The sequence below is a fragment of the Achromobacter sp. 1011791174 genome (assembly GCF_059760925.1).
In genome coordinates this window covers 39738-64522 of record NZ_JCBANH010000021.1, presented here as the reverse complement: position 1 = coordinate 64522, position 24785 = coordinate 39738, and the positions used below count along the sequence as shown (strand labels likewise).

Annotated in this window: 23 protein-coding genes; 10 read left to right on the top strand and 13 right to left on the bottom strand. The window is 67.5% G+C overall.

Annotated elements, in window-relative coordinates; genetic code table 11:
• Window positions 1-2 precede the first annotated feature (2 nt).
• Window positions 3-1037 (bottom strand): C45 family autoproteolytic acyltransferase/hydrolase, encoded by a 1035-nt coding sequence (locus tag AC6LJ5_RS10440; protein WP_103274549.1) that lies wholly within the window; start codon window positions 1035-1037, stop codon window positions 3-5.
• A 172-nt stretch (window positions 1038-1209) separates the two neighbouring features.
• Between AC6LJ5_RS10440 and glnH the strand changes: the two genes are divergently transcribed.
• From glnH to AC6LJ5_RS10410, 6 genes are all read left to right on the top strand, one after another.
• Window positions 1210-1956 (top strand): glutamine ABC transporter substrate-binding protein GlnH, encoded by a 747-nt coding sequence (gene glnH / locus AC6LJ5_RS10435; protein WP_103274548.1) that lies wholly within the window; start codon window positions 1210-1212, stop codon window positions 1954-1956.
• Window positions 1957-2123: 167 nt separating this feature from the next.
• A complete protein-coding gene (glnP, locus tag AC6LJ5_RS10430; protein WP_498140419.1) occupies window positions 2124-2780 on the top strand; it encodes a glutamine ABC transporter permease GlnP in 657 nt (218 codons plus the stop codon).
• The gene (gene glnQ, locus AC6LJ5_RS10425) at window positions 2777-3505 is read left to right on the top strand and encodes a glutamine ABC transporter ATP-binding protein GlnQ (protein WP_103274546.1); all 729 of its coding nucleotides are present in this window, start codon (window positions 2777-2779) and stop codon (window positions 3503-3505) included. Before glnP ends, glnQ begins: the two co-directional genes overlap by 4 nt.
• A gap of 309 nt (window positions 3506-3814) precedes the next feature.
• Window positions 3815-5158 (top strand): MFS transporter, encoded by a 1344-nt coding sequence (locus AC6LJ5_RS10420; RefSeq protein ID WP_498140418.1) that lies wholly within the window; start codon window positions 3815-3817, stop codon window positions 5156-5158.
• A complete protein-coding gene (locus tag AC6LJ5_RS10415; protein ID WP_103274544.1) occupies window positions 5155-5370 on the top strand; it encodes a hypothetical protein in 216 nt (71 codons plus the stop codon). The genes AC6LJ5_RS10420 and AC6LJ5_RS10415 overlap by 4 nt, the downstream gene beginning before the upstream one ends.
• On the top strand, window positions 5360-6727 hold the full coding sequence (locus tag AC6LJ5_RS10410) for an amidase family protein (protein WP_498140417.1): 1368 nt from the start codon (window positions 5360-5362) through the stop codon (window positions 6725-6727). Before AC6LJ5_RS10415 ends, AC6LJ5_RS10410 begins: the two co-directional genes overlap by 11 nt.
• On the opposite strand, the gene AC6LJ5_RS10405 is transcribed toward AC6LJ5_RS10410, so the two are convergent.
• The gene (locus AC6LJ5_RS10405) at window positions 6700-7596 is read right to left on the bottom strand and encodes a MurR/RpiR family transcriptional regulator (protein WP_103274542.1); all 897 of its coding nucleotides are present in this window, start codon (window positions 7594-7596) and stop codon (window positions 6700-6702) included. The genes AC6LJ5_RS10410 and AC6LJ5_RS10405 overlap by 28 nt on opposite strands.
• 152 nt (window positions 7597-7748) lie before the next feature.
• Here AC6LJ5_RS10405 and AC6LJ5_RS10400 point away from each other — a divergent pair, with 152 nt between their 5' ends.
• Window positions 7749-9269, top strand: a complete 1521-nt coding sequence (locus AC6LJ5_RS10400; protein ID WP_498140416.1) for an N-acyl-D-amino-acid deacylase family protein — start codon at window positions 7749-7751, stop codon at window positions 9267-9269.
• A 114-nt stretch (window positions 9270-9383) separates the two neighbouring features.
• Here AC6LJ5_RS10400 and AC6LJ5_RS10395 read toward each other — a convergent pair whose 3' ends face one another.
• From AC6LJ5_RS10395 to AC6LJ5_RS10375, 5 genes are all read right to left on the bottom strand, one after another.
• Complete coding sequence (locus tag AC6LJ5_RS10395) at window positions 9384-11678, bottom strand: RelA/SpoT family protein (protein WP_103274540.1); 2295 nt, start codon at window positions 11676-11678, stop codon at window positions 9384-9386.
• 22 nt (window positions 11679-11700) lie between these two features.
• Window positions 11701-11904: a DNA-directed RNA polymerase subunit omega gene (gene rpoZ / locus AC6LJ5_RS10390; protein WP_006219679.1), complete on the bottom strand. Its 204-nt coding sequence runs from the start codon at window positions 11902-11904 to the stop codon at window positions 11701-11703.
• Window positions 11905-11948: 44 nt separating this feature from the next.
• Entirely contained in the window at window positions 11949-12581 is a 633-nt protein-coding gene (gene gmk, locus AC6LJ5_RS10385) for a guanylate kinase (protein WP_103274539.1), read from the bottom strand.
• Between the two features lie 97 nt (window positions 12582-12678).
• Window positions 12679-13602 (bottom strand): c-type cytochrome, encoded by a 924-nt coding sequence (locus AC6LJ5_RS10380; RefSeq protein WP_103274538.1) that lies wholly within the window; start codon window positions 13600-13602, stop codon window positions 12679-12681.
• Entirely contained in the window at window positions 13599-14318 is a 720-nt protein-coding gene (locus tag AC6LJ5_RS10375) for a c-type cytochrome (protein ID WP_498140415.1), read from the bottom strand. The genes AC6LJ5_RS10380 and AC6LJ5_RS10375 overlap by 4 nt, the downstream gene beginning before the upstream one ends.
• A 224-nt stretch (window positions 14319-14542) precedes the next feature.
• On the opposite strand from AC6LJ5_RS10375, the gene AC6LJ5_RS10370 reads away from it, so the two are divergent.
• Window positions 14543-15313, top strand: a complete 771-nt coding sequence (locus tag AC6LJ5_RS10370) for an SDR family oxidoreductase (protein WP_103274536.1) — start codon at window positions 14543-14545, stop codon at window positions 15311-15313.
• Window positions 15314-15474: 161 nt separating this feature from the next.
• Here the strand turns inward: AC6LJ5_RS10370 and AC6LJ5_RS10365 are convergent, their stop codons facing one another.
• The gene (locus AC6LJ5_RS10365; protein ID WP_392413726.1) at window positions 15475-16077 is read right to left on the bottom strand and encodes a C40 family peptidase; all 603 of its coding nucleotides are present in this window, start codon (window positions 16075-16077) and stop codon (window positions 15475-15477) included.
• Window positions 16078-16476: 399 nt separating this feature from the next.
• Between AC6LJ5_RS10365 and AC6LJ5_RS10360 the strand changes: the two genes are divergently transcribed.
• Window positions 16477-17985: an AMP nucleosidase gene (locus AC6LJ5_RS10360; RefSeq protein WP_498140414.1), complete on the top strand. Its 1509-nt coding sequence runs from the start codon at window positions 16477-16479 to the stop codon at window positions 17983-17985.
• 394 nt (window positions 17986-18379) lie between these two features.
• Window positions 18380-19891, top strand: coding sequence for an amino acid permease (locus AC6LJ5_RS10355; protein ID WP_158658511.1), 1512 nt, complete (start codon window positions 18380-18382; stop codon window positions 19889-19891).
• Window positions 19892-19946: 55 nt separating this feature from the next.
• Here AC6LJ5_RS10355 and AC6LJ5_RS10350 read toward each other — a convergent pair whose 3' ends face one another.
• The 5 genes from AC6LJ5_RS10350 to AC6LJ5_RS10330 form a co-directional block, all read right to left on the bottom strand.
• Window positions 19947-21377, bottom strand: a complete 1431-nt coding sequence (locus AC6LJ5_RS10350) for an aldehyde dehydrogenase family protein (RefSeq protein WP_498140413.1) — start codon at window positions 21375-21377, stop codon at window positions 19947-19949.
• A gap of 69 nt (window positions 21378-21446) precedes the next feature.
• Window positions 21447-22361: a LysR family transcriptional regulator gene (locus tag AC6LJ5_RS10345; RefSeq protein WP_103274532.1), complete on the bottom strand. Its 915-nt coding sequence runs from the start codon at window positions 22359-22361 to the stop codon at window positions 21447-21449.
• 123 nt (window positions 22362-22484) lie between these two features.
• Entirely contained in the window at window positions 22485-22814 is a 330-nt protein-coding gene (gene fdxA, locus AC6LJ5_RS10340; protein WP_103274531.1) for a ferredoxin, read from the bottom strand.
• Window positions 22814-23587 (bottom strand): enoyl-CoA hydratase-related protein, encoded by a 774-nt coding sequence (locus AC6LJ5_RS10335; RefSeq protein WP_103274530.1) that lies wholly within the window; start codon window positions 23585-23587, stop codon window positions 22814-22816. The genes fdxA and AC6LJ5_RS10335 overlap by 1 nt, the downstream gene beginning before the upstream one ends.
• On the bottom strand, window positions 23584-24774 hold the full coding sequence (locus AC6LJ5_RS10330; RefSeq protein WP_498140412.1) for a CaiB/BaiF CoA transferase family protein: 1191 nt from the start codon (window positions 24772-24774) through the stop codon (window positions 23584-23586). The genes AC6LJ5_RS10335 and AC6LJ5_RS10330 overlap by 4 nt, the downstream gene beginning before the upstream one ends.
• Window positions 24775-24785 lie beyond the last annotated feature (11 nt).

Here is a 24785-nt window from a genome sequence, read left to right as displayed (position 1 = left end):
TTTCATTCCGGATCGTTCATCACGTCCAGCGCGATCTCCGCGCGCGGCTTGCGGTCGTACACGCGCAGCGTGACTTCGCCGTCGCCGATCTCGAACACGGCGGTGGCCAGCGTGTTCTCGCCATCGGGGTCATGCCGGTCCGTGCGCAGGATCGGCAATGCGCCCTCGGTATCGTGCAGCGCGGCCAGCAGCTCGGCGCCGCCGGTCGCGGGCGACCAGCTGTCGACGATGCCTTCGATGCGGTGCTGGCGCGCGCGCGACGAATCGGTGACTACTTGAGGCAGGCCGGCGGTGTCGGCGTGGATCATGTGGTTGGCGTGGCCGTAGCGGGCGCCGATTTCCTGTATAGAGACATCGCCGGGCAGCACTTCGACGCTGAACAGCCTGGCGTCCTGCGCCGAGCCCAGCGTGTGATGAAAGCCCCCGGCGCAGGGCGTGGCGCGCAGCAGCTGCACGGCCTCGTCCAGCGTGGCACAGTCCAGCGCCGCGCGCGCCAGGAACATGCGCGGCACGCCTTCGTGCCGTTGGCGCGCGCGCAGGTTGTTGATGGTCTGGACCAGTCCGGCGCGATTGGCGCCGAAGGTATGGCCGGGCAAGGAGCCGGGGTAGTAGAAGCCGAGATAGCCGGGCGCGTCATCCAGCGCCACATCCACCAGGTGGCAGCGGCCATACAGATAGGGGTCGCCATCTTCGTTGTGGCCGATCCAGCGCGTGCCATCCGCCGACTTCAGGGCCGCCGAAGTGCAGCCGTCGGTGGTCTTGTGCAGCAGGTCGCCGCGACAGTTCCACAGGAGCGCGTCGGCCAGCGGCATGTCCAGGCCCTCGGCCAGCCCTTCGAATTCTTCCCATACCGCTGGCAGCGCCGCCCTGGCCTGCGCCGCCAGCGCGTCCAGGTAGGGATGCCCTCGCCATGGGCGCAGCGTTTCCCAGGTCTCGCTCTGGTCCAGGTAGGCGGACATCAGCGGGCGGGCCAGCTTGCCCAGCGCCTGTCCGACCTGCCGGCGCGTGCCGGCGATGCGTACATGCTTGTATGGCATGGGGGATTCTCCGGGGTGTCATGCGGATTGTAATTTTTCTAAGCTCTGGCGGGTGGGGACGGATGCGTTAAGATCGCCAATGCGTTGTGCCGGCGATCCCGGCGCTACCCCAGGAATCATGCCCCGACGACAAACCCGGGGGGCCTCGAGCGTCCCCCAAGAGGAGAGTTACATGATCAAACGCAAGTTCGCCGCCGCGCTGGTCGGCTTGTCCGTCGCCATGTTCGGCGCCGCCTCGTCAGCCCAGGCCAAGGAGCTGGTCGTGGCCACCGATACGGCTTTCGTGCCGTTCGAGTTCAAGCAGGGCAATACCTACACCGGCTTCGACGTGGATCTGTGGGCGGCCATCGCCAAGGAACTGAAGCTTCAGTACAAGCTCCAGCCCATGGACTTCAACGGCATCATTCCGGGCCTGCAGACCAAGAACATCGACGTGGCGCTGGCCGGCATCACCATTCGCGACGACCGCAAGAAGGTCATCGACTTCTCCGATCCTTACTACGAAAGCGGCCTGGCCATCCTGGTCGGCGACAAGAACACCGACATCAAGGACGCCAAGTCCCTGTCCGGCAAGACCGTCGCCGTCAAGACCGGCACCGCCACGGTGGACTTCCTGAAGGCCCAGGTGCCTGACGCCAAGCTGAAGCTGTTCCCCAACATCGATAACGCCTATCTCGAGCTGGCCACAGGCCGCGTCGACGCCGCCGTGCACGACACGCCCAACGTGCAGTACTACGCCAACACCGCCGGCAAGGGCCGCGTGAAGGTGGTGGGCTCGGTCAAGAGCGGCGACTTCTATGGCATCGCCTTCCCCAAGGGCAGCGATCTGGTCCCGCAGGTGAACAAGGCGCTGGCCACGCTCAAGGCCAACGGCGAGTACGACGCCATCTACACCAAGTGGTTCGGCAAGAAGCCCTGAGCTTTGCCGCGTTTGGTTTTTCGGTAGTTCGGGGTTGCCCGGCAGCGGTTCGATCCGGTCGTTTCCTGTGGGACGGCCGGATCCGGCAAAGGGCGGCCCCGGGCCGGCCGGCGCCGGCCGGCATCCCCGCCTAGCAGCGGCGCGCATGGGCGCCTGAGGGGAAAATCGTGGAATTCGACTGGTTAGTCATCCGGGACGCGCTGCCCAATTTGCTGGAAGGGACCTTGATGACCGTCAAGATCACCTTCTGGGGCTTGTTCGGCGGGTTCCTGCTCGGCGCGCTGTCCGGCGTGGTCCGGGCCTACGGGCATCCCATCCTGTCCGGCATCGCCCAGGTGTACGTCGCGGTCATCCGCGGCACGCCCATCGTGGTGCAGGTGATGTTCATCTATTTCGCCTTGCCCATCATGGCTGGAATCCGGGTGGACGCGGAATGGGCGGCCATCGTCACGCTGATGATCAATTCGGGCGCCTACATCTCCGAGATCGTGCGCGGGTCGCTGCTGTCCGTGCACAAGGGACTGAAGGAAGCCGGGCAGGCCATGGGGCTGCCGTTCCACAAGATCCTGCTGCACATCATCGGGCCGGTGGCGTTCCGCCGCATGATCCCGCCGCTGGGCAACCAGTGCATCATCAGCCTGAAGGACTCCTCGCTCTTCATCGTGATCGGCGTGGCGGAACTGACGCGGCAGGGCCAGGAAATCATGGCCGCCAACTTCCGTGCGGTCGAGATCTGGTCCGCGGTGGCCATCGTCTACCTGATCCTGACCGGTGCGATGGCGCTGGGCCTGCGCCTGCTGGAAAAGAGGATGCGCATACTATGAGCATGGTTGAATTCCACAACGTCACCAAGCGCTTCGGCGAGTCCTTGGTGCTGAACGACATTTCGCTGAACATCGACGCGGGCGAAGTCGTGGTGGTGGTCGGGCCGTCGGGCTCGGGCAAGTCCACCTTCCTGCGTTGCATCAACGTGCTGGAGACCATCAACGGCGGCGATCTGCTGGTCGACGGCCTGAGCGTGAAGGGTGACGCGGCCCAGGTGCGCGAGATCCGGCGCGAGGCCGGCATGGTGTTCCAGCAGTTCAACCTGTTCCCGCAGATGACGGCGCTGGAGAACGTCATGTTCGGGCCCGTCCACACGCGCGGCATGGGCCGGGACGAATCGCGCAAGCTGGCTCAGGAACTGCTGGGCAAGGTCGGCCTGGCCGAGCGCATGAACCACTATCCGTCTGAGTTGTCGGGTGGCCAGCAGCAGCGGGTAGCCATCGCCCGCGCATTGGCGATCAAGCCCAAGCTGATGCTGTTCGACGAGCCGACCTCGGCGCTGGATCCGGAGCTGCGGCACGAAGTGCTGAAGGTCATGAAGGACCTGGCCGAGGAGGGCATGACCATGGTGGTCGTGACTCACGAGATGGAGTTCGCCCGCAAGGTCGGCAGCCGGCTGATCTTCATCGACGGCGGCAAGGTGGCCCATGACGGTCCGCCCACGGAGCTGCTGGGCAATCCGCCCAGCCAGCGCCTGCGGGATTTCCTGCAGCACGTGGCCTGAGCATTGCTGCCGGACGCCGGCCCGCGCCGGCGGCGGCAGACCTGAAAGAGCGGACATCGTCCGCTCTTTTTCATTCAGGCTCGCAAGAAGGGTGGTTCCGGCCATCCTCTCGGGCTGTTCGCCCTGGCTGTTCTTGCAGGCTCGCGATCCGGCGCGGCGGACCGCTAGCCCGTTCGTTTATTTTTGAATCGTATGTTTCATGGTATCCACCTATAGATCAAACGTTTCATAAATCCTACGATGCGTTCCTGACCACGACGCGGCTATCGGATGCACGCGCATGGCTGTCTATGGGGAAAGGAGCGTGACATGAGCATCGCCAGCAACGCGGGGCAAGCAGGGAGCATGGGCATGGGCGCGGCCGCGCCGGCCAGCGCGGAACGGGCGGCGTCCGCCTACGCCAAGGTGACGCGGCGCATCGTGCCGTTCATCGTTCTCTGCTACTTCTTCAGCTACCTGGATCGCGTCAACGTCGGCTTCGCCAAGCTACAGATGCAGCAGGCGCTGGGCTTGAGCGACGTGGTCTACGGCATCGGCGCAGGGATCTTCTTCTGGGGCTACATGTTGTGCCAGGTGCCCAGCAGCCTGTTGATCTACAAGCTGGGCATGCGGCGCTGCATGGCGGCCATCATGATCCTGTGGGGCCTGGTGTCGGCGGGCACCATGCTGGTGACGACCCCCACCGAGTTCTATGTGGCGCGTTTCCTGCTCGGCGTCACCGAGGCGGGGTTCTTCCCGGCCGCCGTCATGTACCTGAACAAATGGTATCCGGCGGATCGCCAGGCGCGCATCATGTCCATCCTGTTCCTGGCCATGCCGCTGGGCATGGTGCTGGGCGGGCCGATTTCGGGCGCGCTGATGACGGGCACGCATGACCTGCATGGCCTGCAAGGCTGGCAATGGATGTTCCTGCTGGAAGCCTTGCCCGCGATCCTGCTGGGGCTGCTGGTGCTGCGCATGCTGCCGGAATCGCCGCAGTCCGCCGCGTGGCTGACGCCGGAGGAAGCGGCCGCCGTCAGCGGCGCGCTGTCGGCCGAGAACGCGCGCAAGAGCAGCCGTCTCGTGGACGCGCTGAAGAATCCGATCCTGTGGATGCTGATGGCCATCTGCCTGTTGTTCAATATCGGCAACTACGGGCTGGTGTTCTGGCTGCCCACCATCATCCAGTCGACCGGCATGCAGTCGCCGCTGGAGATCGCCTTCCTGACGGCGATTCCCTACGGCGTGGCCTGCGTCGTGATGAACCGGAACGCCGCGCACGCCGAGCGCAGCGGCGAGCGCCGGCTGCACACGGCGATACCGATATTGGTGGCGGCCGCGGGCATGTGGGCCAGCACGCTGTTCCCGCACAATACGGTGGCGGCGATGGTGTTCCTGACCGTCGGCGTGTCCGGCCTGATGGCCACGCTGGCCATGTTCTGGGGGCTGCCGGGCCGCATCCTGGCCGGCACCGCCGCGGCCGGCGGCATCGCCCTGATCAATAGCGCCGCCAGCCTGGCCGGGCTGATCGGGCCGGTGCTGATGGGCGGCGTCAAGCAATGGACCGGCAGCATCTCGATCGCGGTGCTGGTGCTGGCCGCGCTCATGCTGGCGGCGGCCCTGCTGATTCTTGCGATCCCGAAGCGCCTGATGGCGGCGGGGGCGGTGCGATGACGCCGGTCCTGACGGATTCGCAGCCGTCGTCGGACCCGCAGGCCAGGGTGGAAATCGTGCTGCGCGGCCTGGAGGGCGCGGTGTCCGCCGAGGATGCCGGGGCGGCGGCCGATCTGGTGCGCAACATGGGGCGCATGGTCCTGGCGCTGGAACAGGCCCTGGCGGAATCGGCGCGCGTCGACGCCAGGGAGGGCGACAAGCATGGCGTCTGAACGTAGCGCGGCGGCGATCCGCGATGCGTTCTTGAGCGGCAGGCGCAGCGCCGTACAGATCGCGGAGGATTGCCTGGCGCGGGCAATGGCGGCGCAGCGCTTCAATGTGTTCTCACGCGTGCTGGAGACCGAGGCGCTGGCGGCGGCGCGCGCGCTGGACCGCCGGCTGGCCGCTGGCCTGGCCATGCCGGCGCTGGCCGGGGTGCCGTTCGTGGCCAAGAACCTGTTCGACCTGCGCGGCCATCCCACGCTGGCCGGCGCGGCGCCACGGCAGGCGGACGCGCCCGCCGCGCGGGACGCGGCCGTGCTGCGGGCCTTGCTGGACGCCGGCGCGGTGCCCATCGGCCTGACGCATATGGACGAGTATGCCTGCGGCGCGACGGGAGAGAATGTGATCGGCGGCGCGGTGCGCAATCCCTGGGATCCTTCGAGGATAACGGGCGGCTCATCGGCGGGTACGGCCGCCGCGATCGCGGCCGGCGTGGTTCCGCTGGGCCTGGGCTCCGACACCAATGGCTCGATTCGCGCGCCGGCTGCGTTCTGCGGCATCTGGGGCTTGCGTCCGGGCGCTGGCCGCCTGTCCACGCAAGGTTGTTTTCCTTATGCGGAAAGCCTGGATGCGGCGGGGCCGATGGCGGCGGATGCCGGCGGCCTCGCCCTGGCTTGGCAGGTATTGCGCGGCGGGGCGACGGATGCGCTGGTCAGTGGTCATGGCCGACTGCGGATTGGAGTGCTACGGGCCGGCTTCGCGGAGCATGCCGAGCCGCAAGCCTGGAACGCGGTGCTGCGCGTGGCGGCAGCGTTCACGTCCGCGCGCATGATAGACCTGCCGGATGTGGACCGCGCGCGCGACGCGGCCAGCATCATTTCCGCCTACGAGGTCGCGCGCAATCATCTGCGGCATGGATTTGCCGGGCGTCATGCCGGCTACAGCGCGATGGTCAGGCAGCGGATGTTGGCCGGCCTTGCCTTGCCGGACGATTGGTACCGTACCGCGCAGGCCTGGCGGTGGGTCTGGCGCGCGCGTATGCAGACCCTGTTCCAGGACGTGGACCTGCTGCTGACTTGCGCCACGCCGTATGCCGCGCCGCCGGTCGGCGCCGAACGTCTGGTCGGCGAGCAGGGGCGCATCTATGCGCCGCGCGCGGACGCCGGGCATATGACGCGGCCGGTGTCGCTGGCGGGCCTGCCCGTCGTCGCGGCGCCGGTGGCCGTGCCGGGCGCGGACATGCCCCTGGGCGTGCAGCTGATCGGTCCGCCTGGGGGCGAGGCTCCATGCCTGGCTGCGGCCATGCGCCTGGAAGAGGAGGGCGTGTGCGGTTTTCCCGCTCAGCCTCGGCCGGCGGACGGCAGGTAGGCGCCGCTGCGGTGCAGCTGTTCTTCCGCCTGTTTCAGGGTCTTGATCGCCCCCTTGCCCTCCTGCGCCAGCAGTTGCTGCACCAGCGCTTCCACCAGGGCCATGCCGGCGCTGATCGACGGGAAGAAAGATGGGCTGTCCACCGAGAACACCAGCGTGCAGTCGGCCTTCAGCGCGATCGGCGCGGCCACGCTGTCGCTCAGCGCGATGACCTTGCTGCCGGCGCGGCGCGCGGCCTCGGCGACGCGGACGATTTCCTGGGAGTAGGGCGCGAAACTGGTCATGAGCACCGCATCGTCCGGCTTCAGGGCCCGCAGGTCCATTTCCAGCGTGCCGGCGTCGCCGCGTACCAGGTGCACGGAATCGCGGAACAGACGGTACAGATAGTGAAAGCCGAAGGCGATCGGGTAGCTGGAGCGGAAGCCGGCCACGTGAACGGTGCTGGCGCCGGCCAGGATGGCGGCCGCCTGCGCCAGCGCCTTGGCGTTGGCGGCGCCGGTCTGCTCCAGGTTGCGGTGCTGCGCCTGCAACATGGTTTCCAGCATCCGGTCGGACCCGCTTTCACGCACCAGCCTTTGTGCGCGTTGCGCATAGGGCTGCGGACCGCCACGGAGGGCCTCGACGAAGACCAGCCGCAGGCTTTGCCAGCCGTCATAGCCCAGATGCTGCGCCAGGCGCACCAGCGTGGCCGGCTGCACGCCGGCGTCCGCCGCGATCTTGCGCATCGACAGCAGCGGCACTTCGCTGGGGTGGTCGAGCAGATGGCGCGCGCCGCTTTGCAGCTGGGCGCTGAGCTCGCCGAACTGCTCGCGCAGCGCGGCGAGCAGGGCGTCCAGGGAGTGGGGCGGCGTGGCGGGCGATGGCGGCATGGTCTGGGTGGCGGGATTGAGCGTGAAACGATTGTTGCATAGGCCCGGCCTCCCGTGTTGTGGCGGGGCGAGATGTTCTAGGATCGCGCTGTAGCGGCGCGCAAGCGTGAAGGGTCGCCGCGAGCGCGGCGACGCAATGAAGGGAGGTAAGCATGGAAAACAAGAGGGCAGGCCAGCGAGCGGAGGCAGAGCTGTTGTTCCGGCGCGCCACGGTGGTCGACGGAACCGGCGCATCGCGACGCCGCGCGGACGTGGCGGTCGCCAGCGGCAGGATCGTGGCGGTGGGCGAGCTGGCAGGCTGGCGCGCTGATCGCATCATCGAGGCGGACGGATGCGTGCTCGCGCCGGGCTTCATCGATACCCATACCCATGACGACGGCTACCTGCTGGTGCATCCGCACATGAAGCCCAAGGTGTCGCAGGGAATCACGACCGTGGTGACCGGCAATTGCGGCATCAGCGTCGCACCGCTGGTCCACGCCGATCCGCCGCAGCCGCTGGACCTGATGGGGCCACCGGCGCTGTTTCGCTTCGAGACCTTCGGCGCATGGCTGGACGCGCTGCGGGACCAGCCCGCCAACGTCAACGTGGCGCCGCTGGTGGGGCATTCCACGCTGCGGGTTCGCGCCATGCGGGACGTGTCGGGGGCGGCTACGCCGCAGGAAATCGAGGCCATGCGCGCCGAAGTGGAACTGGCGCTGCGCGCGGGCGCGTTCGGCGTGTCCACCGGCACCTTCTATCCGCCCGCGGCGGCGGCCTCCGAGGCGGAGATCATCGCGGTCTGCGAGCCGCTGAAGCGGCTGGGCGGTATCTACTCCACCCATCTGCGTGATGAGACGGACGATATCGTCGCGTCCATCGAGGAAGCCCTGCGGGTCGGACGCGCGCTGGATTGCATGGTGGTGTTCTCGCACCACAAGGTCGCCGGCAAGCGCAATTTCGGGCGGTCCGAGCAGACGCTGGCAATACTGGCCGAGGCCGCGCGCTCGCAGCCGCTATGCCTGGACTGTCACCCCTATCCGGCCACGTCCACCATGCTGCGGCTGGACCGCGTCGGCCAGTCGTCGCGCACCATGATCACCTGGTCCAAGGGCTATCCGGAAGCCGGCGGGCGCGACTTTCACGAATTGATGGCCACGCTGGGCCTGGACGAGGTAGGCCTGCTGGAAAAATTGAAGCCGGCCGCCGCGATCTATTTCGTGATGGACCCGGGCGACGTGGAACGCATCGCCCGCTACCCGCTGACCCTGTTCGGCTCCGACGGCCTGCCGTTCGATCCGCGCCCGCATCCGCGCCAGTGGGGCACCTTCCCGCACATCCTGGCAAAGATGGTGCGCGAGTCCGGCCTGATGACGCTGGAACAGGCCATCCACAAGATGACCGGCCAGGCCGCGCAACAATACGGCCTGCAGGACCGCGGTCGCATAGAAACCGGCTGCCACGCCGACCTGGTCCTGTTCGACCCGGACCGCATCCAGGACCGCGCCACTTTCGAAGATCCGATACAGGTCAGCGAGGGCATCGAAGGCGTATGGCTCAACGGCAGCCAGACCTGGGACGGCCACCAGACGCTACCCGCCCGTACAGGCCAGGTACTGCGCCGCGCGACCAGCCCCGCCTGCACGGCGGGGCTGCCAGGCGGGGGGGCAACTACAGGAATCTGTGGGCAATAGAAAACAGACCGCCACAAGAACAGGTGCCCCCAAATCGGGATGTCACGGATCCGGCTCCGCCGGTCCGTAGACATGCCCCCTAGAGGGGGAAGCGCGCAGCGCTTCGGGGGTGGGTCACCCCTTGACTCGGACGATCTTCTGCACCTGCGGCACGTGGCGGATGGCGCGGATCACCTGGGCCAGGTGCTTGCGGCTGTCGACCTGGATGGTCAGGTGCAGCGACACCGTGGCAACCGCGTCGTCGTGCATCGTGACGTGGACGATGTTGGCGTCGGCGGCCGTGACCTCGGCGGCCAGCCGGCCCAGCACGCCGCGCTCGTTGCGCGTGACGATGTCCAGGCGGGTGGCGAGGTGCTTGGCCGTGTGCGTGTCCCAGCCCACATTGATCCAGCGTTCCGGTTCGCGCAGGCGCTGGCGCATGGCCACCGGGCAGTCGGCGGTGTGCACGACCAGACCGTGGCCCATGCGCATGCCGGCGATGATGGGGTCGCCGGGCAGGGGGCCGCAGCAGGGCGCGAGCTGCACCGCCTGGCCTTCGTTGCCCTGGATCAGGATGGGCGCGCTGCGGGCCGAGGTCAGCTCGTCCACCGCGGCGGCGGTGGTGGCGACCAGCTGGTGCTCGGGCGCGAAGCGGCGCGCGACCACGGCGGCCAGGCGCTTGCCCAGGCCGATGTCGGCCAGGATTTCCTCGCGCGAGCTGGCGCCGGTGCTGCGCGCCAGCTTCTGCCAGGCGGGATCGTCGGTGGCGGGCAGCGGCATGTGCAGTTCCTGCATGGCCTGGCCCAGCAGGCGTTCGCCGAAGGCGACCGATTCCTCGTATTTGACGGTGCGCAGGTAGTGGCGGATCTCGGAGCGCGCGCGTCCGGTGCGCACGTAGTTCAGCCACTGCGCGTTGGGGCGCGAGGCCGGCGAGGTGACGATTTCCACCGTGTCGCCGCTGCTCATTTCGGTGCGCAGCGGCACGAACTCGCCGTTGACCTTGGCGGCCACGGCCTGGTTGCCGATGTCGGTGTGAATCGCGTAGGCGAAGTCCACCGGCGTGGCGCCGCGCGGCAGCGAGATGATCTTGCCGCGCGGGGTGAACACATAGACCGCGTCGGGGAACAGGTCGACCTTGACGTGCTCCAGGAACTCGCCGGAATCGCCGGTCTGGCTTTGGATATCCAGCAGCGATTGCAGCCACTGGTGAGTGCGCTTCTGCAGGTCGTTGAGGGTCAGGTCGGCGCCCTTGTACAGCCAGTGCGAGGCCACGCCTTCCTCGGCCACATGGTGCATGTCGCGGGTGCGGAACTGGAATTCCACCGGCGTGCCGTAGGGGCCGACCAGCGTGGTGTGCAGCGACTGGTAGCCGTTCACCTTGGGAATGGCGATGTAGTCCTTGAACTTGCCGGGCACCGGGCGATACAGCTGGTGCAGCGTGCCCAGCGCCAGATAGCACTCGGGCAGGGTGTGGACGATGACTCGGAAACCGTAGATGTCCAGCACGTCCGAGAAGGATTTTTTCTGGTCGACCATCTTGCGGTAGATGCCGAACAGGGTCTTCTCGCGGCCAGTGACCTCGGCCTCGATGCCGGCGGCGGGCAGGGCGGCGCGCACCGAATCGGCGATCTTGCTGATGACCTCGCGGCGGTTGCCTCGCGCGGCCAGCACGGCCTTGTACAGCACCTGGTAGCGGTTCGGGTGCATGGCCGCGAAGCACAGGTCCTGCAGTTCGCGGAACAGCAGGTTCAGGCCCAGACGATGCGCGATGGGCGCATAGATATCCAGCGTCTCGCGCGCGATGCGGCGGCGCTTTTCGGGGTTGACCGCGTCCAGCGTGCGCATATTGTGCAGCCGGTCGGCCAGCTTGATCAGGATGACGCGCACGTCGCGCGCCATCGCCAGCAGCATCTTGCGGAAGCTCTCGGCCTGCTGTTCGGCCTTGGTGGCGAAGTCCAGCCGGTCCAGCTTGGACAGGCCGTCGACCAGCTCGGCGACCTCGGGGCCGAACTTCTCGGCGAGTTCCGTCTTGGTGACGCCCTGGTCTTCCATCACGTCGTGCAGCAGCGCGGCCGACAGGGCGTTGACGTCGAGCTTCCAGCCCGCGCAGATTTCAGTGACGGCGATGGGGTGAGAGATGTAGGGCGAGCCGCTCGCGCGGAATTGGCCCAGATGCGCCTGATCGGCGAAGCGGTAGGCTTCGCGCACGCGTTCTACATCTTTCTTGTCGAGATAGCTGCCGATGATTTCGGTCAGCGGCGCCAGTGAGGCGACGGGCGATGCCGTCGCGTCGGCCGCCTCCTGGGCGGCGACGGAAGGCGGTGGAGGCGGGGTCTTGTCTTTCTTGCCCGTGCGCCGTCCCAGACGGGAGCCGGCGCGCAGGGCGGCAAGCAGACCTGATGAAGCGTACTTCAGCCCGGGAAAAGCCATGCGTGCCGCCCCCCGGAGAGAATCAGGTCGGAACTTTGCGGAGCATTTCCACGCCGGTGAGGCCGCCCGCGATTTCGCGCAGCGCAGTGACCGTGGGCTTGTCTTTGCTGTCCAGGCGCGGGGCATGGCCCTGCGCCAGCTCGCGGGCGCGGTAGGTCGCGGCCAGCGTGAGCTTGAAACGGTTGGGGATCTGGTTCAGACAGTCTTCGACGGTAATGCGAGCCATTAGGACACCTGGTGCTGATGGAAATGGGAGGAAATGCTTGCGTTTCAGTGCGCCGCCGGGATGCCGAGCTGCGCGAACAGCGGAGCGTGGCGGGCGGCCTGAGACGAAAAGCGCAGCCGCGCGGCGCTGACGATTTGGGTCAGTTCCGACAGGGCCACGCTAAATTCTTGATTAATAATAACATATTCGCATTCCGGAGCGTGCGCGATTTCACCGCCCGCCGCCATGAGCCGGCGCGCGATGACTTGCGGCTCGTCCTGGCCGCGCGCCTTGAGCCGGGCTTCGAGTTCCTCGATCGACGGCGGCAGGATGAAAATGCCGATGGCGCCCGGAAAGCGCTGCTTGACCTGGCGCGCGCCCTGCCAGTCGATCTCGAGCAGCACATCGCGTCCTTCGCGGGTGGCGGCGTCGATGCGGTCGCGGGGCGTGCCGTAGAAATTGCCATGCACCTCGGCCCATTCCAGCAGGGCCTGATCGTCGCGCATGCGCTTGAAATCGTCGACCGCCACGAAGCGATATTCGCGACCGTCTTCTTCGCCGGGACGCGGCGCGCGCGTGGTGCAGGAAACCGAGAGCAGGATGGAAGGATCTTGCTGGAGCAGGGCCCTGACCAGGCTGGATTTGCCCGCGCCGCTGGGGGCGACGACCATGAAGACGTTTCCGGAATTGGCGTGCATGAATAGATGACGAGCGTGTGATGCCGAGACCGCAAGAATAACAAATCGCGCGGCGCGGCAGGGGCGAAACCCGCTGCCGCGCCGCGCTTTCAGCGGTTCAGGGCTTGGCCGCCTGCAACAGCTTGCCGCCGGGCGCGGGGGAATCGCTGCCCAGCAGATGGCCGTTGACCTCGATGCCGTAGAGCGAGTCGTCGGAGTCGTGGTACTTGGCGCGGGTCGCGGCCACCGACTCTGCGTAGCGCGGGTCCTGCGGCCGTTCGTGGGCGTTCATGAAATAGGCCACGTCCCACGCTTCCTGATCGCTCAGCATGCCGGCCTGTCCCAGCGGCATGTTGGCCTTGATGAAGCCGGCCGCGTTGCCGATCTGGTGCATGCCCGCGCCCCAGTTGAACGAGTCCGCCCCCCATAAGGCGGGGAAGACCCAGTGCTTGCCGTTCTTCTGGCCCTGGCCTTCAGCGCCATGGCACACGGCGCAGTACTGGGCGTAAACCTTTTCGCCACGCAGGTAGTCGGCCTTCTGCGCCGGCGCGGGCAGCTTGCGGTAGCCCTGGCCTTCCAGCGTCACGCCGGTCGGCGCCTTGCTGGCCAGCCAGAACATATAGGTCTGCAACGCGGTCAGCACGGGATCGTCGGCGGCGGGCGGCTTGCCGTTCATGCTGTAGCGGAAGCAGCCCTGCAGGCGCTCGGCCAGCGTATTGACGTGGCCGTTCTTGGCCCGGTACGCGGGATACAGCACATAGGCGGCCCACATGGGCGCTGAGTCCGGGCGGCGGCCCGCGTCCAGGTGGCAGCTGCTGCAATTCAGGTCATTGCCGACGAATTTACCGGCGGCCTGGGGCGTGTGCAGGAAGATCTGTTCTCCCTGGCGCACGATCTTGCCGAATTCGGTGTCGGGCAAGGATGCGGCCGACGGCGGCGTGAAGCTGGGGCGCGGCTCGGCGGCCAGCGCGGTGGCGGACATCGACAGGGCGAGGGCGGCGGCGAGCCAGGCGCCGGGCAAGCGGGTAAGGCGCGGGTTCATTGCTTGGCTCCCGGTGCGGCGGCTTGCGCGGCCAGTTGCTCGGCGGCCTGGGGCAGGCCGGCGTAGTAGGCCGATACGGCATCGATCTCGGCGTCGGTCAGGCGGGTGGCCACGGCGGGCATCAGGCCCAGCGGGCCGGGCGGGCGCTGGCCCTGGCGCCAGGCGCGCAACTGCCCGGAAATGTAGGCAGCCGACTGGCCCGCCAGCGCGGGGAAGTTGTCCCCGACGCCGATGCCGCCGGGACCATGGCATTGGTTGCAGGCGGGGACATTCTTGTCCCAGGCGCCTCGGGTGGCCAGCCAGGCGCCAGTGTCGGCCGGCGCGGCGCGGCCCATCGCGGTCGCGGCGAGCTTGTCCGTATCCAGCGGCGCGGGCAGGGAGGCGTAGTAAGCGGCGACGGCCTGGCGCTGGGCGGGATCGAGCGCCTGGGCCGTGGCTTTCATGATCGGACTGACACGTCCGCCATCGGCCATGGCGTCCAGCTGTTCGGTCAGGTACTTGGCGCCCAGGCCGGCCAATCTCGGGAAACCGGCGGAGGGATTGCCTTCACCCTTGGCGCCGTGGCAGGTGACACAGGCGGGCGCGCCATTGGCGCCCTGGGTGCTGATCTGGGCGCCGTCGGGCGCGCTGAGCGTACAGGCCGGCGCCGCGAGCAGGGCGCCCAGCGCCAGGGCGCAGGCCCGGCGTCGTGCCACGGTGAGGGACCGTCTAGGCATGGAGCTTCTCCGTTCAATGCTGATTTTTGTAATAAGCAAATTTCCACAAATTATAAAGAAACTTGTGACAGATCATCGCGCAGGCAGGCGCTTGAGGGGGGTCAGGCTATGCCTGCGGCTCGATTCCAACCCGAAAGACGGTGAAACCGCGCTGGTACGTTCGCTTGCAGCGCGCGCCATGGCCTTGGGGTAGGATTTCGCCCATCGACAAGAAGGAGAGTCCGATGCATACGAACGAGATCGACGCGCAGCGCGTGGCCCTGGTGACCGGAGCGGGCACGGGCATAGGCCGGGCGGTGGCGCTGGAATTCCTGGCTCAGGGTTACCGCGTGGTGCTGGCGGGTCGGCGCCGCGAACTGCTTGAGGAAACGCGCACGGCGGCGGGCGAAGACGGCGTGCGCGCGCTGGTGATGCCGACGGATGTGTCCGACGAGCATGCGGTGCGGGATCTGTTCGACGCGGCGCAGCGTGAGTATGGGCGCCTGGATGTGCTCTTCAACAATGCCGGACGCGGCGCGCCCGCGGTGCCGATCGAGGAATTGTCGGTCGACGTCTGGCGCGATGTGGTGAACACCAATCTGACTGGCATGTTCCTGTGCGCGCAGGCCGCGATCCGGGTCATGAAGTCGCAGACGCCGCGCGGCGGCCGCATCATCAACAACGGCTCGATCTCGGCGCATGCGCCGCGGCCGTTCTCCATCGCCTATACGGCCACCAAGCACGCGGTGACCGGCCTGACCAAGTCGATTTCGCTGGATTGCCGGCCCTATGGCATCGCCTGCGGCCAGATCGACATCGGCAACGCGGCGACCGACATGACCGAGCGCATGGCCGCTGGCATCCTGCAGGCCGACGGCAGCACCAAGGTGGAGCCGCGCATGGACGTGGCCCACGTCGCGCAGGCCGTGGCCGCGATGGCGCGCCTGCCGCTGGACGCCAACGTGCAGTTCATGACCATCATGGCCACCAACATGCCCTTCGTAGGCCGCGGCTAGGGGGGAGGCTCACCCCCCGAAGCGCTGCGCGCTTCCCCCCTCAAGGGGGGCGCCGCTGTGGACCGGCAAAGCCGGATCCGCGCGGCCCCGCTGGCGTGGCGCCTGCTCTGGCGCCATGAGCAATTCGATTGCCCCAAGCCTACGCGCTTGGGGTGTTTCTTTTAGCGCTCAGCCTGGGCGAGCATCTGGCCGGGAGTCGGTTCCAGATAGCGGCGGGCGCCGACGTAGCGCTTGGTCCAGTAGGGATTCTTCATTTCGTCCACGCGCACCTTGGCGCCACGGCGCGGGGCGTGCACGAACTTGTTCTGGCCGATGTAGATCCCCACGTGCGAGGTGACGCCTCGGCCCCGGGTGGCAAAGAACACCAGGTCGCCGGGACGCAGGTTCTGCTTGTTCTTGATGGCTTCGCCTTCGGTGCGCTGCTGGCGCGCGGTGCGGGGCAGTTCCAGGCCGGCGATTTCGCGAAAGACATGCAGGACCAGGCCGCTGCAGTCGAAGCCCTCGGAGGCGTCGTCGCCGCCCCACGCATAGGGGGTGCCGATGGCTTCCAGGCCGGCTTGCACGACGCGTTCGCGCAGGGTGGGGACGGTGGGTTCCTGCGCCAGGCGCAGGCCATTGAGGCTGGCGCGGGCCTGGGTGGTGGTGGACAGCGAGGCCTGGGCGGCGCCGGGGATCCAGGACAGGGTCAGCGCCAGAAGGGGGACGGACAGCAGGCAGGCAAGGCGGGGAGGGGCGGTTCGGTCTTTTCGCGTAGGCGGCGTCATTGCGTCACTTCAGGAAATCGGAGTGGGCGGCATGGCTTGGCCAGGGGTTGCGGCACCCTGGCAAGCCGGCGGAAAGGGCGCAGCGCCGGGCGGTCCTCACCGGCGCTGCAGCACTATTGTAATGGAATAAAGTTTCATTACATTTGTCGTGCAATGCAGCATCCCGATCGGGCCATTGTTACGTCATTCGCAGAATAAAGCGTAACGGGCCGAGGCCGGCCGCCCGGAATCGGGCGCGATGGGTTCCATGCGCCCCTTGCGGGCGACCGTGGCCGCGATGACCGTTCATGTACGCGCGGCTCATGCATAATCAATGCATCGGCCCGGTGCCGCGCATGCCGCATGCGGCGGCGCCGCAAGGCCGACATAAAACAGATAAGAAAGCGGAGTAAAAGCGCAATGATGAATGCAGTCCACCCCGAATCCTCCATGAACCGGCCCGACGCCTTGCCTTTCGAACCCTTCCAGGACGCGGTTGCCGCGGTCGACCGGCTCGAAGAGATCTACAGCCGCAATACCGCCTTCCTGCGCGCGGTCTTCCGAGAGGTGCTCGAGGACGCCGGCGCCCGGGAAGGCGACAAGTCGCGGGCCCGGGCCTATTACCCGGCCATCCGCATCCGTGTCGAGACCTACGATCCCATCGACACGCGCCTGTCCTATGGCCACGTGGCCGAACCGGGCATCTACCAGACCACGATCACCCAGCCGGCGCTGTTCCGCGACTACCTGATCGAGCAGGTCGGATTGCTGCTGCAGAACCACCGCGTGGCGGTCGAGGTGGGCGAGTCGGACTCGCCCATTCCCCTGCATTTCGCCTTCCCGGAAGGCGCCTACGTCGAGGGCGAGCACCTGGAAGCGCTCAAGCGCCCGCTGCGCGACCTGTTCGACGTGCCCGACCTGGCCGTGACCGACGACGCCATCGTCAACGGTTCCTGGCGCGGCAAGGACGGCGAGCCCAAGCCGCTGGCGCCCTTCACCGCGCAGCGCGTGGACTACTCGCTGCACCGGCTGCAGCACTACACGTCGACCGCGCCCACCCATTTCCAGAACTTCGTGCTGTTCACGAACTACCAGTTCTACGTCGACGAGTTCTGCGCCCGCGCCCGCGCCTTGATGGCCAGCGGCAACCAGGATTACGAGATGCTGGTGGAACCCGGCAACCGCATCACCCGGCGCGGCGAAAGCGGCCCGGCCGAGGCGGGCGAGCCGCCGCGACTGCCGCAGATGCCGGCCTATCACCTGGTGCGCGGCGACCATTCCGGCATCACCCTGGTCAATATCGGCGTGGGCCCGTCCAACGCCAAGACCATCACCGACCACATCGCCGTGCTGCGCCCGCACGCCTGGCTGATGCTGGGCCACTGCGCCGGTCTGCGCGATTCCCAGCGCCTGGGTGACTACGTACTCGCGCACGGTTATGTGCGCGAGGATCACGTGCTGGACGCCGACCTGCCGACCTGGGTGCCGGTACCGGCGCTGGCCGAGGTGCAGGTGGCGCTGGAGCAGGCGGTGGAAGAGGTGGCCGGCCTGTCGGGCTGGGACCTGAAGCGCATCATGCGCACGGGTACCGTGGCCACCATCGATAACCGCAACTGGGAGCTGCGCGACCACGTCGAACTGGTCGAACGCTTCGCCCAGTCGCGCGCCATCGCCCTGGACATGGAATCCGCCACCATCGCCGCCAACGGCTTCCGCTTCCGCGTGCCCTACGGCACCTTGCTGTGCGTGTCGGACAAGCCGCTGCACGGCGAGCTGAAGCTGCCCGGCATGGCCAGCGCCTTCTACCGCCGCCAGGTCAACCAGCACCTGGAAATCGGCATCCGCGCCCTCGAACGCCTGCGCGGCATGCCGCCGGAGCGCCTGCACTCCCGCAAGCTGCGGACCTTCATGGAAACCGCCTTCCAATAGCCGGCACGGCGGTCCGCGCATCGCCTCCCTGTCCCTCGTTGATTCATCCGCAATATAGGGACAGGGGGCTTCCTGCTACAAATCTGTTATCGCGGCAGCGCGGCCGCGACAGGGCTACCCCGATCACATCCGCGCCGCCGTCCCCCGCTTGGCACGGCCTTCCCAAGCGGGGCCACGCGGAGCCGGCTTTGCCGGTCCGCTGTGGCGCCCCCTTGAGGGGGGAGCGCGCAAGCGCTCGGGGGTGGGCCCATTTTTTGCTATGCTCGCGCGTTGCTCGGATACCCGGGGCGCCGGCGGCCTAGCCTGCGGCATTTCCCAGGCTCCTTCCAGATCCCATAAGGAACGCACTTTGGCACCATCGGAACACGATGAATCCCGCGCCGTCGGCAAGGCCGTGACCGGAGGCGAAAGCCCCTCCGGCCTGCGCCGCGCCCTGTCCGCGCGCCACCTGACCATGATCGCTGTCGGCGGCTCGATCGGCACCGGCCTGTTCGTGGCATCGGGCGCGACCGTGGCCCAGGCCGGCCCCGGGGGCGCGCTGCTGGGCTACGCGCTGATCGGCATCATGGTCTATTTCCTGATGACCAGCCTGGGCGAGCTGGCCGCGGCCATGCCGGTTTCCGGCTCGTTCTCGACCTATGGCGCGCGCTACGTCGAAGAAGGCTTCGGTTTCGCGCTGGGCTGGAACTATTGGTACAACTGGGCCGTCACGGTGGCGGTGGATCTGGTGGCCGCGCAGCTGGTGATGGCCTACTGGTTCCCCGACATTCCAGGCGTGTACTGGAGCGCGCTGTTCCTGGCGATCACCTTCGGGCTCAATGCCTTGTCCGCGCGCGGCTTCGGCGAGGCCGAGTTCTGGTTCGCGCTGATCAAGGTGGTCGCGGTGCTGGCCTTCGTGGTCATGGGCGTGATGATGCTGCTTGGCATCATCCGCGGCGGCGAGACCGGCGGCCTGGCCAACTGGACCGTGGGCGACGCGCCGTTCGCGGGCGGTTTCGCGGCGCTGATCGGCGTGGCCATGGTGGTGGGCTTTTCCTTCCAGGGCACCGAACTCATCGGCATCGCGGCCGGCGAATCCAAGGATCCCGCGCGCAACCTGCCGCGCGCGGTGCGCCAGGTGTTCTGGCGCATCCTGCTGTTCTACGTGATGGCCATCCTGGTCATCGGCCTGCTCATTCCCTATACCGATCCGCAGCTGCTGCGCACCGAAGTCACCGACGTCAGCGTCAGCCCCTTCGCGCTGATCTTCGAGCGCGCCGGCCTGCTGGCGGCCGCCTCGGTCATGAACGCGGTGGTGCTGACCTCGGTGCTGTCGGCCGGCAACTCCGGCATGTACGCCGCTACTCGCATGCTGTACAGCCTGGCGCGCGACGGCAAGGCGCCCGCGGTGTTCGGTCGCGTGACCGGCAACGGCGTGCCGCTGTGGGCGCTGGTGGCCACGACCGTGGTCGCGGCGCTGTGCTTCTTCAGCTTCATCTTCAGCCCCAAGGCCGTCTACGTCTGGCTGCTGAACACCTCGGGCATGACGGGCTTCATCGCCTGGCTGGGCATCGCCATCAGCCACTACCGCTTCCGGCGAGGCTATGTGGCGCAGGGCCGCAACCTGGCGGACCTGCCCTATGTGTCGCCGTTCTTCCCGTTCGGCCCGATCTTCGCCTTCGCCTTGTGCCTGATCATCACGCTGGGGCAGAATTACCAGGCCTTCCTGCAGGACCGCATCGACTGGGGCGGCGTGGTGGCCACGTATGTCGGCATTCCGCTGTTCCTGCTGATCTGGCTGGGCTATCGCCTGGTGCGCGGTTCGCGCTTCGTCAGTTACCGCGACATGCGCTTTCCGGATGCGCGGGCGCGCAGCGAGTACCTGGACACGGCGCTGCGCGGCGGCGCGGTGACGGAAACGCGCTGATCAGCAAGCACCGGCGCCGTCCCGGCGGGGAGGGCGCCGGCATCGCGGCAAGCTCTCAGCCCGCCACGTAGGCGGTCTTCACCGTGGTGTAGAACTCGATCGCGTGGTTGCCTTGCTCGCGCGAACCGAGGCTGGATCCCTTCCGGCCGCCGAAGGGCACGTGGTAGTCCACGCCGGCGGTCGGCACGTTCACCATCACCATGCCGGCCTGCGCATGCCGCTTGAAGTGCTGCACGTGCTTCAGGGACGTCGAACAGATGCCGCTGGCAAGGCCGAATTCCGTGTCGTTGGCAAGGGCCAGCGCGTGTTCGTAGTCGCGTGCCGGCATGACCGCCGCGACCGGCCCGAAGATTTCCTCGCGGCAGATGCGCATGACGTTGTCGCAGTCCGCGAAGATGGCGGGCGCCATGTAGTGGCCCGGCGTGCCGAGTTGCAGCTCGCCGCCGCCGCACAGCAACCGCGCGCCTTCCTGCCTGCCGATGTCCACGTAGCGCAGGTTCTGTTCCAGTTGGTCGCGGCTGGCGACGGGGCCGATGTCGGTTCCGGCTTCCAGCGCGTGGCCGATCCTGAGCGAGGCCGCGCGGTCCCGCAACTTCTGCAGGAAGCGCGCGTAGACGCCTTGCTCGACGATGATCCGGCTCGATGCCGTGCAGCGTTGTCCGGTGGAATAGAACGCGCTTTGCACCGCGCACTCGACGGCCACGTCCAGGTCGGCGTCGTCCAGCACCACCATCGGATTCTTGCCACCCATTTCCAGCTGGGCCTTGGCCATGCGTTGCGCGGCGGCCTGCGCCACGCGCCGGCCCGTGGCGACCGAACCGGTGAAGGAGATGGCGTCGATGCGGCGGTCGTCCAGCAGCGCCTGACCCACCTGCGAGCCGCGACCCATCACCAGGTTGAAGACGCCTGCCGGCAGGCCGGCGCGGCTGATGATCTCGGCCAGCGCCCAGGCGCAGCCCGGCACCAGTTCGGCGGGCTTGAACACGACCGTATTGCCATAGGCCAGCGCGGGCGCGATTTTCCAGGCGGGAATGGCGATCGGAAAGTTCCAGGGCGCGATGATGCCGACCGTGCCCACGGGTTCGCGCGTCACGTCGATCTCTATGCCCGGCCTGACCGAGGCCAGCTTGTCGCCGCGCTGGCGCAGGGCCTCGCCGGCGTAGAACTTGAAGATGTTGCCGGCGCGCGTGACTTCGCCGATGCCTTCGGGCAGCGTCTTGCCTTCTTCCCGCGACAGCAGCCGGCCCAGCTCTTCGCGGCGCGCGAGGATTTCGGCGCCGATGCGGTCCAGAGCATCCGCGCGGGCCTGCGGGCTGCAGAAGCCCCATGCCGCCTTGGCTTCGTGCGCGGCGGCGATCGCGGCTTCGGCCATGCCGGCGTCGGCCTGGGCATAATGATCGATCGTGTCGCGCGTGTCGGAAGGATTGATGTTGGCGACGCTGGCCGCGCTATCCAGCCACTGGCCGGCAATGAAGTTCGGTTTCATGGGATCAATGTGGGTAGAGTGAGATGGGGTTGTGGACGGAGCAGGGCGGCTGTCTTCAAGGGCCGCCATTCAGGCATCGAGCAGCGATAGCTCGAGGCGCTTGATGCGTTGGGCGACGCCGCGGGCGAATTCCAGCGTCACCTTGGATAGCGGCCGCTGGCTCGGCACGACGATGCCGACGGTCAGGGCGTTGATATTGGGCTCCTCGATGGGACGCCACACCACTTCGCCGCTGGAGATTTCCTCCAGGAACGCCAGCTTCGAGAAAAAGGAAATGCCGCGTCCGGTGACGATCAGGCGCTTGAGCAACAGGGTGGAGTTGCAGGTCACGCTGGGGGTCAGCAGATCCCAGAATTCGGAGAACTTCGGCGACACGCCTCCCTGCATGGGAAAGCGTCCCTCCAGCCGCAGGAAGGCATGGCTGCGGCAGTCGGCAAAGCTCACGACGTCCTTCCTGGCCAGCGGATGCGAGGATGCCATCACCACGCCAGGCGGCAGCGCGACCTGGGTCATCACGTCGAGGCCGGCCGGCAGCTTGGAAATGAAGGTGATGCCCACGTCGTACTCGCCGCTGAGCACCTTGGACGCCACATCCCAGGGCGTGACGGCGGTGATGGCATACGTGACGGCGGGGTACTGTCCCGAGAACTCCTCGACAGCCGCGGGCAGCAGGTCGACGAACAGCGAATCCATCGCTGCAACCGATACATGGCCCGTGCGTTCGTCCTTCAGCTCGTCCAGCTCGCCGCGCATCAGGTGGAAATCGTTGAGGGTCGCGCGGATATGCTGCAGCATGCGCTCGCCGGCCGCGTTCAGGCGTATGCCGTTGGGCAGGCGGTCGAACAGATCGGTGCCCATCTCGGCTTCCAGCTTGAGGATCTGCCGGTTCACCGCGCTGGAGGCGACATAGAGGTTCTGCGCGGCCTTGCGGATCGATCCGCAACGGGCGACTTCGACAAAGTACTTCAGGACGCTGGCGTGCATGGAGAGTCTTCTGGTTGCAATCCCGGGATTCTGCCCGCGATCCCGGGCGCGCTGGCACTAGCATTGGCCCTAGTGTGCCGTCCCGCGGATACGCCCGCACGAAACTACGGGACGACACACTAGCTACCCGCGCGCCGGATAGGCCGCGACCATGGGATGGTCGCAGGCCGAGGGCTGCACGCCGTCCGCGCCGCCGGGCGAACCCAGGCCGCTTACGTCCGGTCCGAAGAACTCCCGGTTGACCGCCGCGAACACGGCTTCGTGAGGCGGCAGCTCCTGGGCGTCGTGGATCGCTTCGGTCGGACAGACGGACACGCAGATGCCGCAGCTGATGCACTCGTCCGGATGGATGTACAGCGTGCGCCCGCCCTCGTAGATGCAGTCGACGGGGCAGCATTTGACGCAGGCGCGGTCCTTGACGTCGATGCAGCCGGAAGCGATCACGTAGGTCATTATCTTCCCCGCCATTGTGGTTTGCGCTTCTGCTGGAACGCGAGCACGCCTTCGTGCGCGTCCTCGGATTGCAGGGCCGCGACCAGCGCCGGCAGGCGCAGCGCCTGGGCGTCGGCGGGCGACAGGGTGCCGGTCTTGCGCACCACCTGCTTGATGGCCTGCTGCGACAGCGGGGCGCAGGCCAGCAGGGCGTCGACCCATCGTTGCACCGCCTCGTCCAGGCCGGCGCGCGGGACCACTTCGTTGATCAGGCCGAGTTCGGCGGCCTCGCGCGCCGGGATTCGGCGACCGGTCAGCAGCATCGCCATCGCCTTGCGGTAGGGAATCTGCCGCTGCAGCAGCGTCATGCCGCCGTCCAGCGGCATGCGGCCCACCAGCGCCTCCGGCAGGCCGAAACTGGCTTCTTCGCAGGCCACCACGATGTCGCAGCCCAGCACCATCTCGAAGCCGCCGCCCAGCGCGAAACCGTTGACCCGGGCCACGACCGGCACGTTCAGGGTCTCGCGCAACGCGATGCCGCCGAAGCCGCCAGGGCGTGCCGCGCCCCAGTATTCCAGCCCGGTGGTGGTGGGGTTCTTCAGGTCCGCGCCCACGCAGAAGGCGCGCTCGCCTTCGCCGGTGAGCACGACCACGCGGACGTCGTCGCGGCCCTCGATCTCGGTCCAGATGCGTTGCAGCGCGGCCTCGGTGGCGAGGTCGACGGCGTTGAGCACGTCGGGCCGCGCCAGCGTCACCGTGGCGACATGGTTCTCGATTCGCAGATGCACGCTCATGGCGCCTCCTTGGCGGGGGTGTCCGGACCTTGCGCCAGCTCGCGCAGCACGTCCTCGTTATGCTGCCCGAGCCTGGGCGGCGCGCGGCGCAGGCTGACCCGCGCGCTGGACATCGTGATCGGGCTGTTGATGAAGCGCACGCGCTGGCCCTCGCCGTCGCCCTCGATCAGCATCTGGTTGTGCAGCGTCTGCGGGTCGACCAGCGCTTCGCGCAGATCCCGCACCGGCGAGCACAGGATGTCGACCGCCTCCAGCCGCGCCAGCCAGTGCTCGCGGGTATTGCCGGCGTAGCGCTCGCGGAAGATGGCCTGCAGCGCCGCCTTGTTCTTGAACTGCTGCGTCAGGTCGCAATAGCGCGGATCGGCGGACAGGTCGTCGATTTCCAGCGCCGCGCAGATGTCGCGCAGCGGATTGGGCTTGAAGGCGCCCACCATCACCAGCGGCCCCGTGCGGGTGTCGTACACGCCGCACAGGGGCATGGCCGCCCAGTTGACCTCGGAATCGGCCATCAGGATCATGGCGGCTTCCTGCATCTGCATGGCCAGCATGGAGTTGTACAGGGACACGCTGATCTTCTGGCCCTGGCCGGTACGCGCGCGGTGCAGCAACGCCAGCAGGATGCCTTGCACCATGTGCATGCCAGCCGAATAGTCCGCCAGCGCCGTCGGGTAGACCGAGACCGGCACCGATGCGTCCGAGCGCCGCGCCATCACGCCGGATATCGCCTGGGCCAGCACGTCCTGGCCGCCCTTGAATGCGTAGGGGCCGGTTTCGCCATAGCCGGTGCCGACCGCGTAGATGACGCGCGGGTTGAGCGCCTTGCAATCGTCGTAGCCCAGGCCCATGCGCTCCATGACGCCGGCGCGGAAGTTGTTGACGACGACGTCGGCGCCGGCGATCAGCGCCTTCACCTGGGCCATGTGCGCCGGATCGCGCAGATCCAGCGCCACGCTGCGCTTGTTCCGGTTCAGGCTGCAGAAGATCGGGTTGTCGGCGCCGGCCACGGGTTCGAAGGTGGAGCGGCTGAGATCGCCCGCGCCCTTGCGCTCGATCTTGATGACGTCGGCGCCGTAGTCGCCCAGCGTCTGCGTGCAGACCGGCCCCATCATCACCTGGGTGAAATCGATCACGCGCACGCCGCTCAGCGGCAGGTCTTGTTGCATATCGCGGTTCTCCATGATGCTCATGCGGTTTCGGC

Coding starts and splice junctions, on each gene's coding strand:
- AC6LJ5_RS10440 (WP_103274549.1), bottom strand. CDS start 1,037: ATGCCATACAAGCATGTACGCATCGCCGGCACGCGCCGGCAGGTCGGA.
- glnH (WP_103274548.1), top strand. CDS start 1,210: ATGATCAAACGCAAGTTCGCCGCCGCGCTGGTCGGCTTGTCCGTCGCC.
- glnQ (WP_103274546.1), top strand. CDS start 2,777: ATGAGCATGGTTGAATTCCACAACGTCACCAAGCGCTTCGGCGAGTCC.
- AC6LJ5_RS10420 (WP_498140418.1), top strand. CDS start 3,815: ATGAGCATCGCCAGCAACGCGGGGCAAGCAGGGAGCATGGGCATGGGC.
- AC6LJ5_RS10415 (WP_103274544.1), top strand. CDS start 5,155: ATGACGCCGGTCCTGACGGATTCGCAGCCGTCGTCGGACCCGCAGGCC.
- AC6LJ5_RS10410 (WP_498140417.1), top strand. CDS start 5,360: ATGGCGTCTGAACGTAGCGCGGCGGCGATCCGCGATGCGTTCTTGAGC.
- AC6LJ5_RS10405 (WP_103274542.1), bottom strand. CDS start 7,596: ATGCCGCCATCGCCCGCCACGCCGCCCCACTCCCTGGACGCCCTGCTC.
- AC6LJ5_RS10400 (WP_498140416.1), top strand. CDS start 7,749: ATGGAAAACAAGAGGGCAGGCCAGCGAGCGGAGGCAGAGCTGTTGTTC.
- AC6LJ5_RS10395 (WP_103274540.1), bottom strand. CDS start 11,678: ATGGCTTTTCCCGGGCTGAAGTACGCTTCATCAGGTCTGCTTGCCGCC.
- rpoZ (WP_006219679.1), bottom strand. CDS start 11,904: ATGGCTCGCATTACCGTCGAAGACTGTCTGAACCAGATCCCCAACCGT.
- gmk (WP_103274539.1), bottom strand. CDS start 12,581: ATGCACGCCAATTCCGGAAACGTCTTCATGGTCGTCGCCCCCAGCGGC.
- AC6LJ5_RS10380 (WP_103274538.1), bottom strand. CDS start 13,602: ATGAACCCGCGCCTTACCCGCTTGCCCGGCGCCTGGCTCGCCGCCGCC.
- AC6LJ5_RS10375 (WP_498140415.1), bottom strand. CDS start 14,318: ATGCCTAGACGGTCCCTCACCGTGGCACGACGCCGGGCCTGCGCCCTG.
- AC6LJ5_RS10370 (WP_103274536.1), top strand. CDS start 14,543: ATGCATACGAACGAGATCGACGCGCAGCGCGTGGCCCTGGTGACCGGA.
- AC6LJ5_RS10365 (WP_392413726.1), bottom strand. CDS start 16,077: ATGACGCCGCCTACGCGAAAAGACCGAACCGCCCCTCCCCGCCTTGCC.
- AC6LJ5_RS10360 (WP_498140414.1), top strand. CDS start 16,477: ATGATGAATGCAGTCCACCCCGAATCCTCCATGAACCGGCCCGACGCC.
- AC6LJ5_RS10350 (WP_498140413.1), bottom strand. CDS start 21,377: ATGAAACCGAACTTCATTGCCGGCCAGTGGCTGGATAGCGCGGCCAGC.
- AC6LJ5_RS10345 (WP_103274532.1), bottom strand. CDS start 22,361: ATGCACGCCAGCGTCCTGAAGTACTTTGTCGAAGTCGCCCGTTGCGGA.
- fdxA (WP_103274531.1), bottom strand. CDS start 22,814: ATGACCTACGTGATCGCTTCCGGCTGCATCGACGTCAAGGACCGCGCC.
- AC6LJ5_RS10335 (WP_103274530.1), bottom strand. CDS start 23,587: ATGAGCGTGCATCTGCGAATCGAGAACCATGTCGCCACGGTGACGCTG.
- AC6LJ5_RS10330 (WP_498140412.1), bottom strand. CDS start 24,774: ATGAGCATCATGGAGAACCGCGATATGCAACAAGACCTGCCGCTGAGC.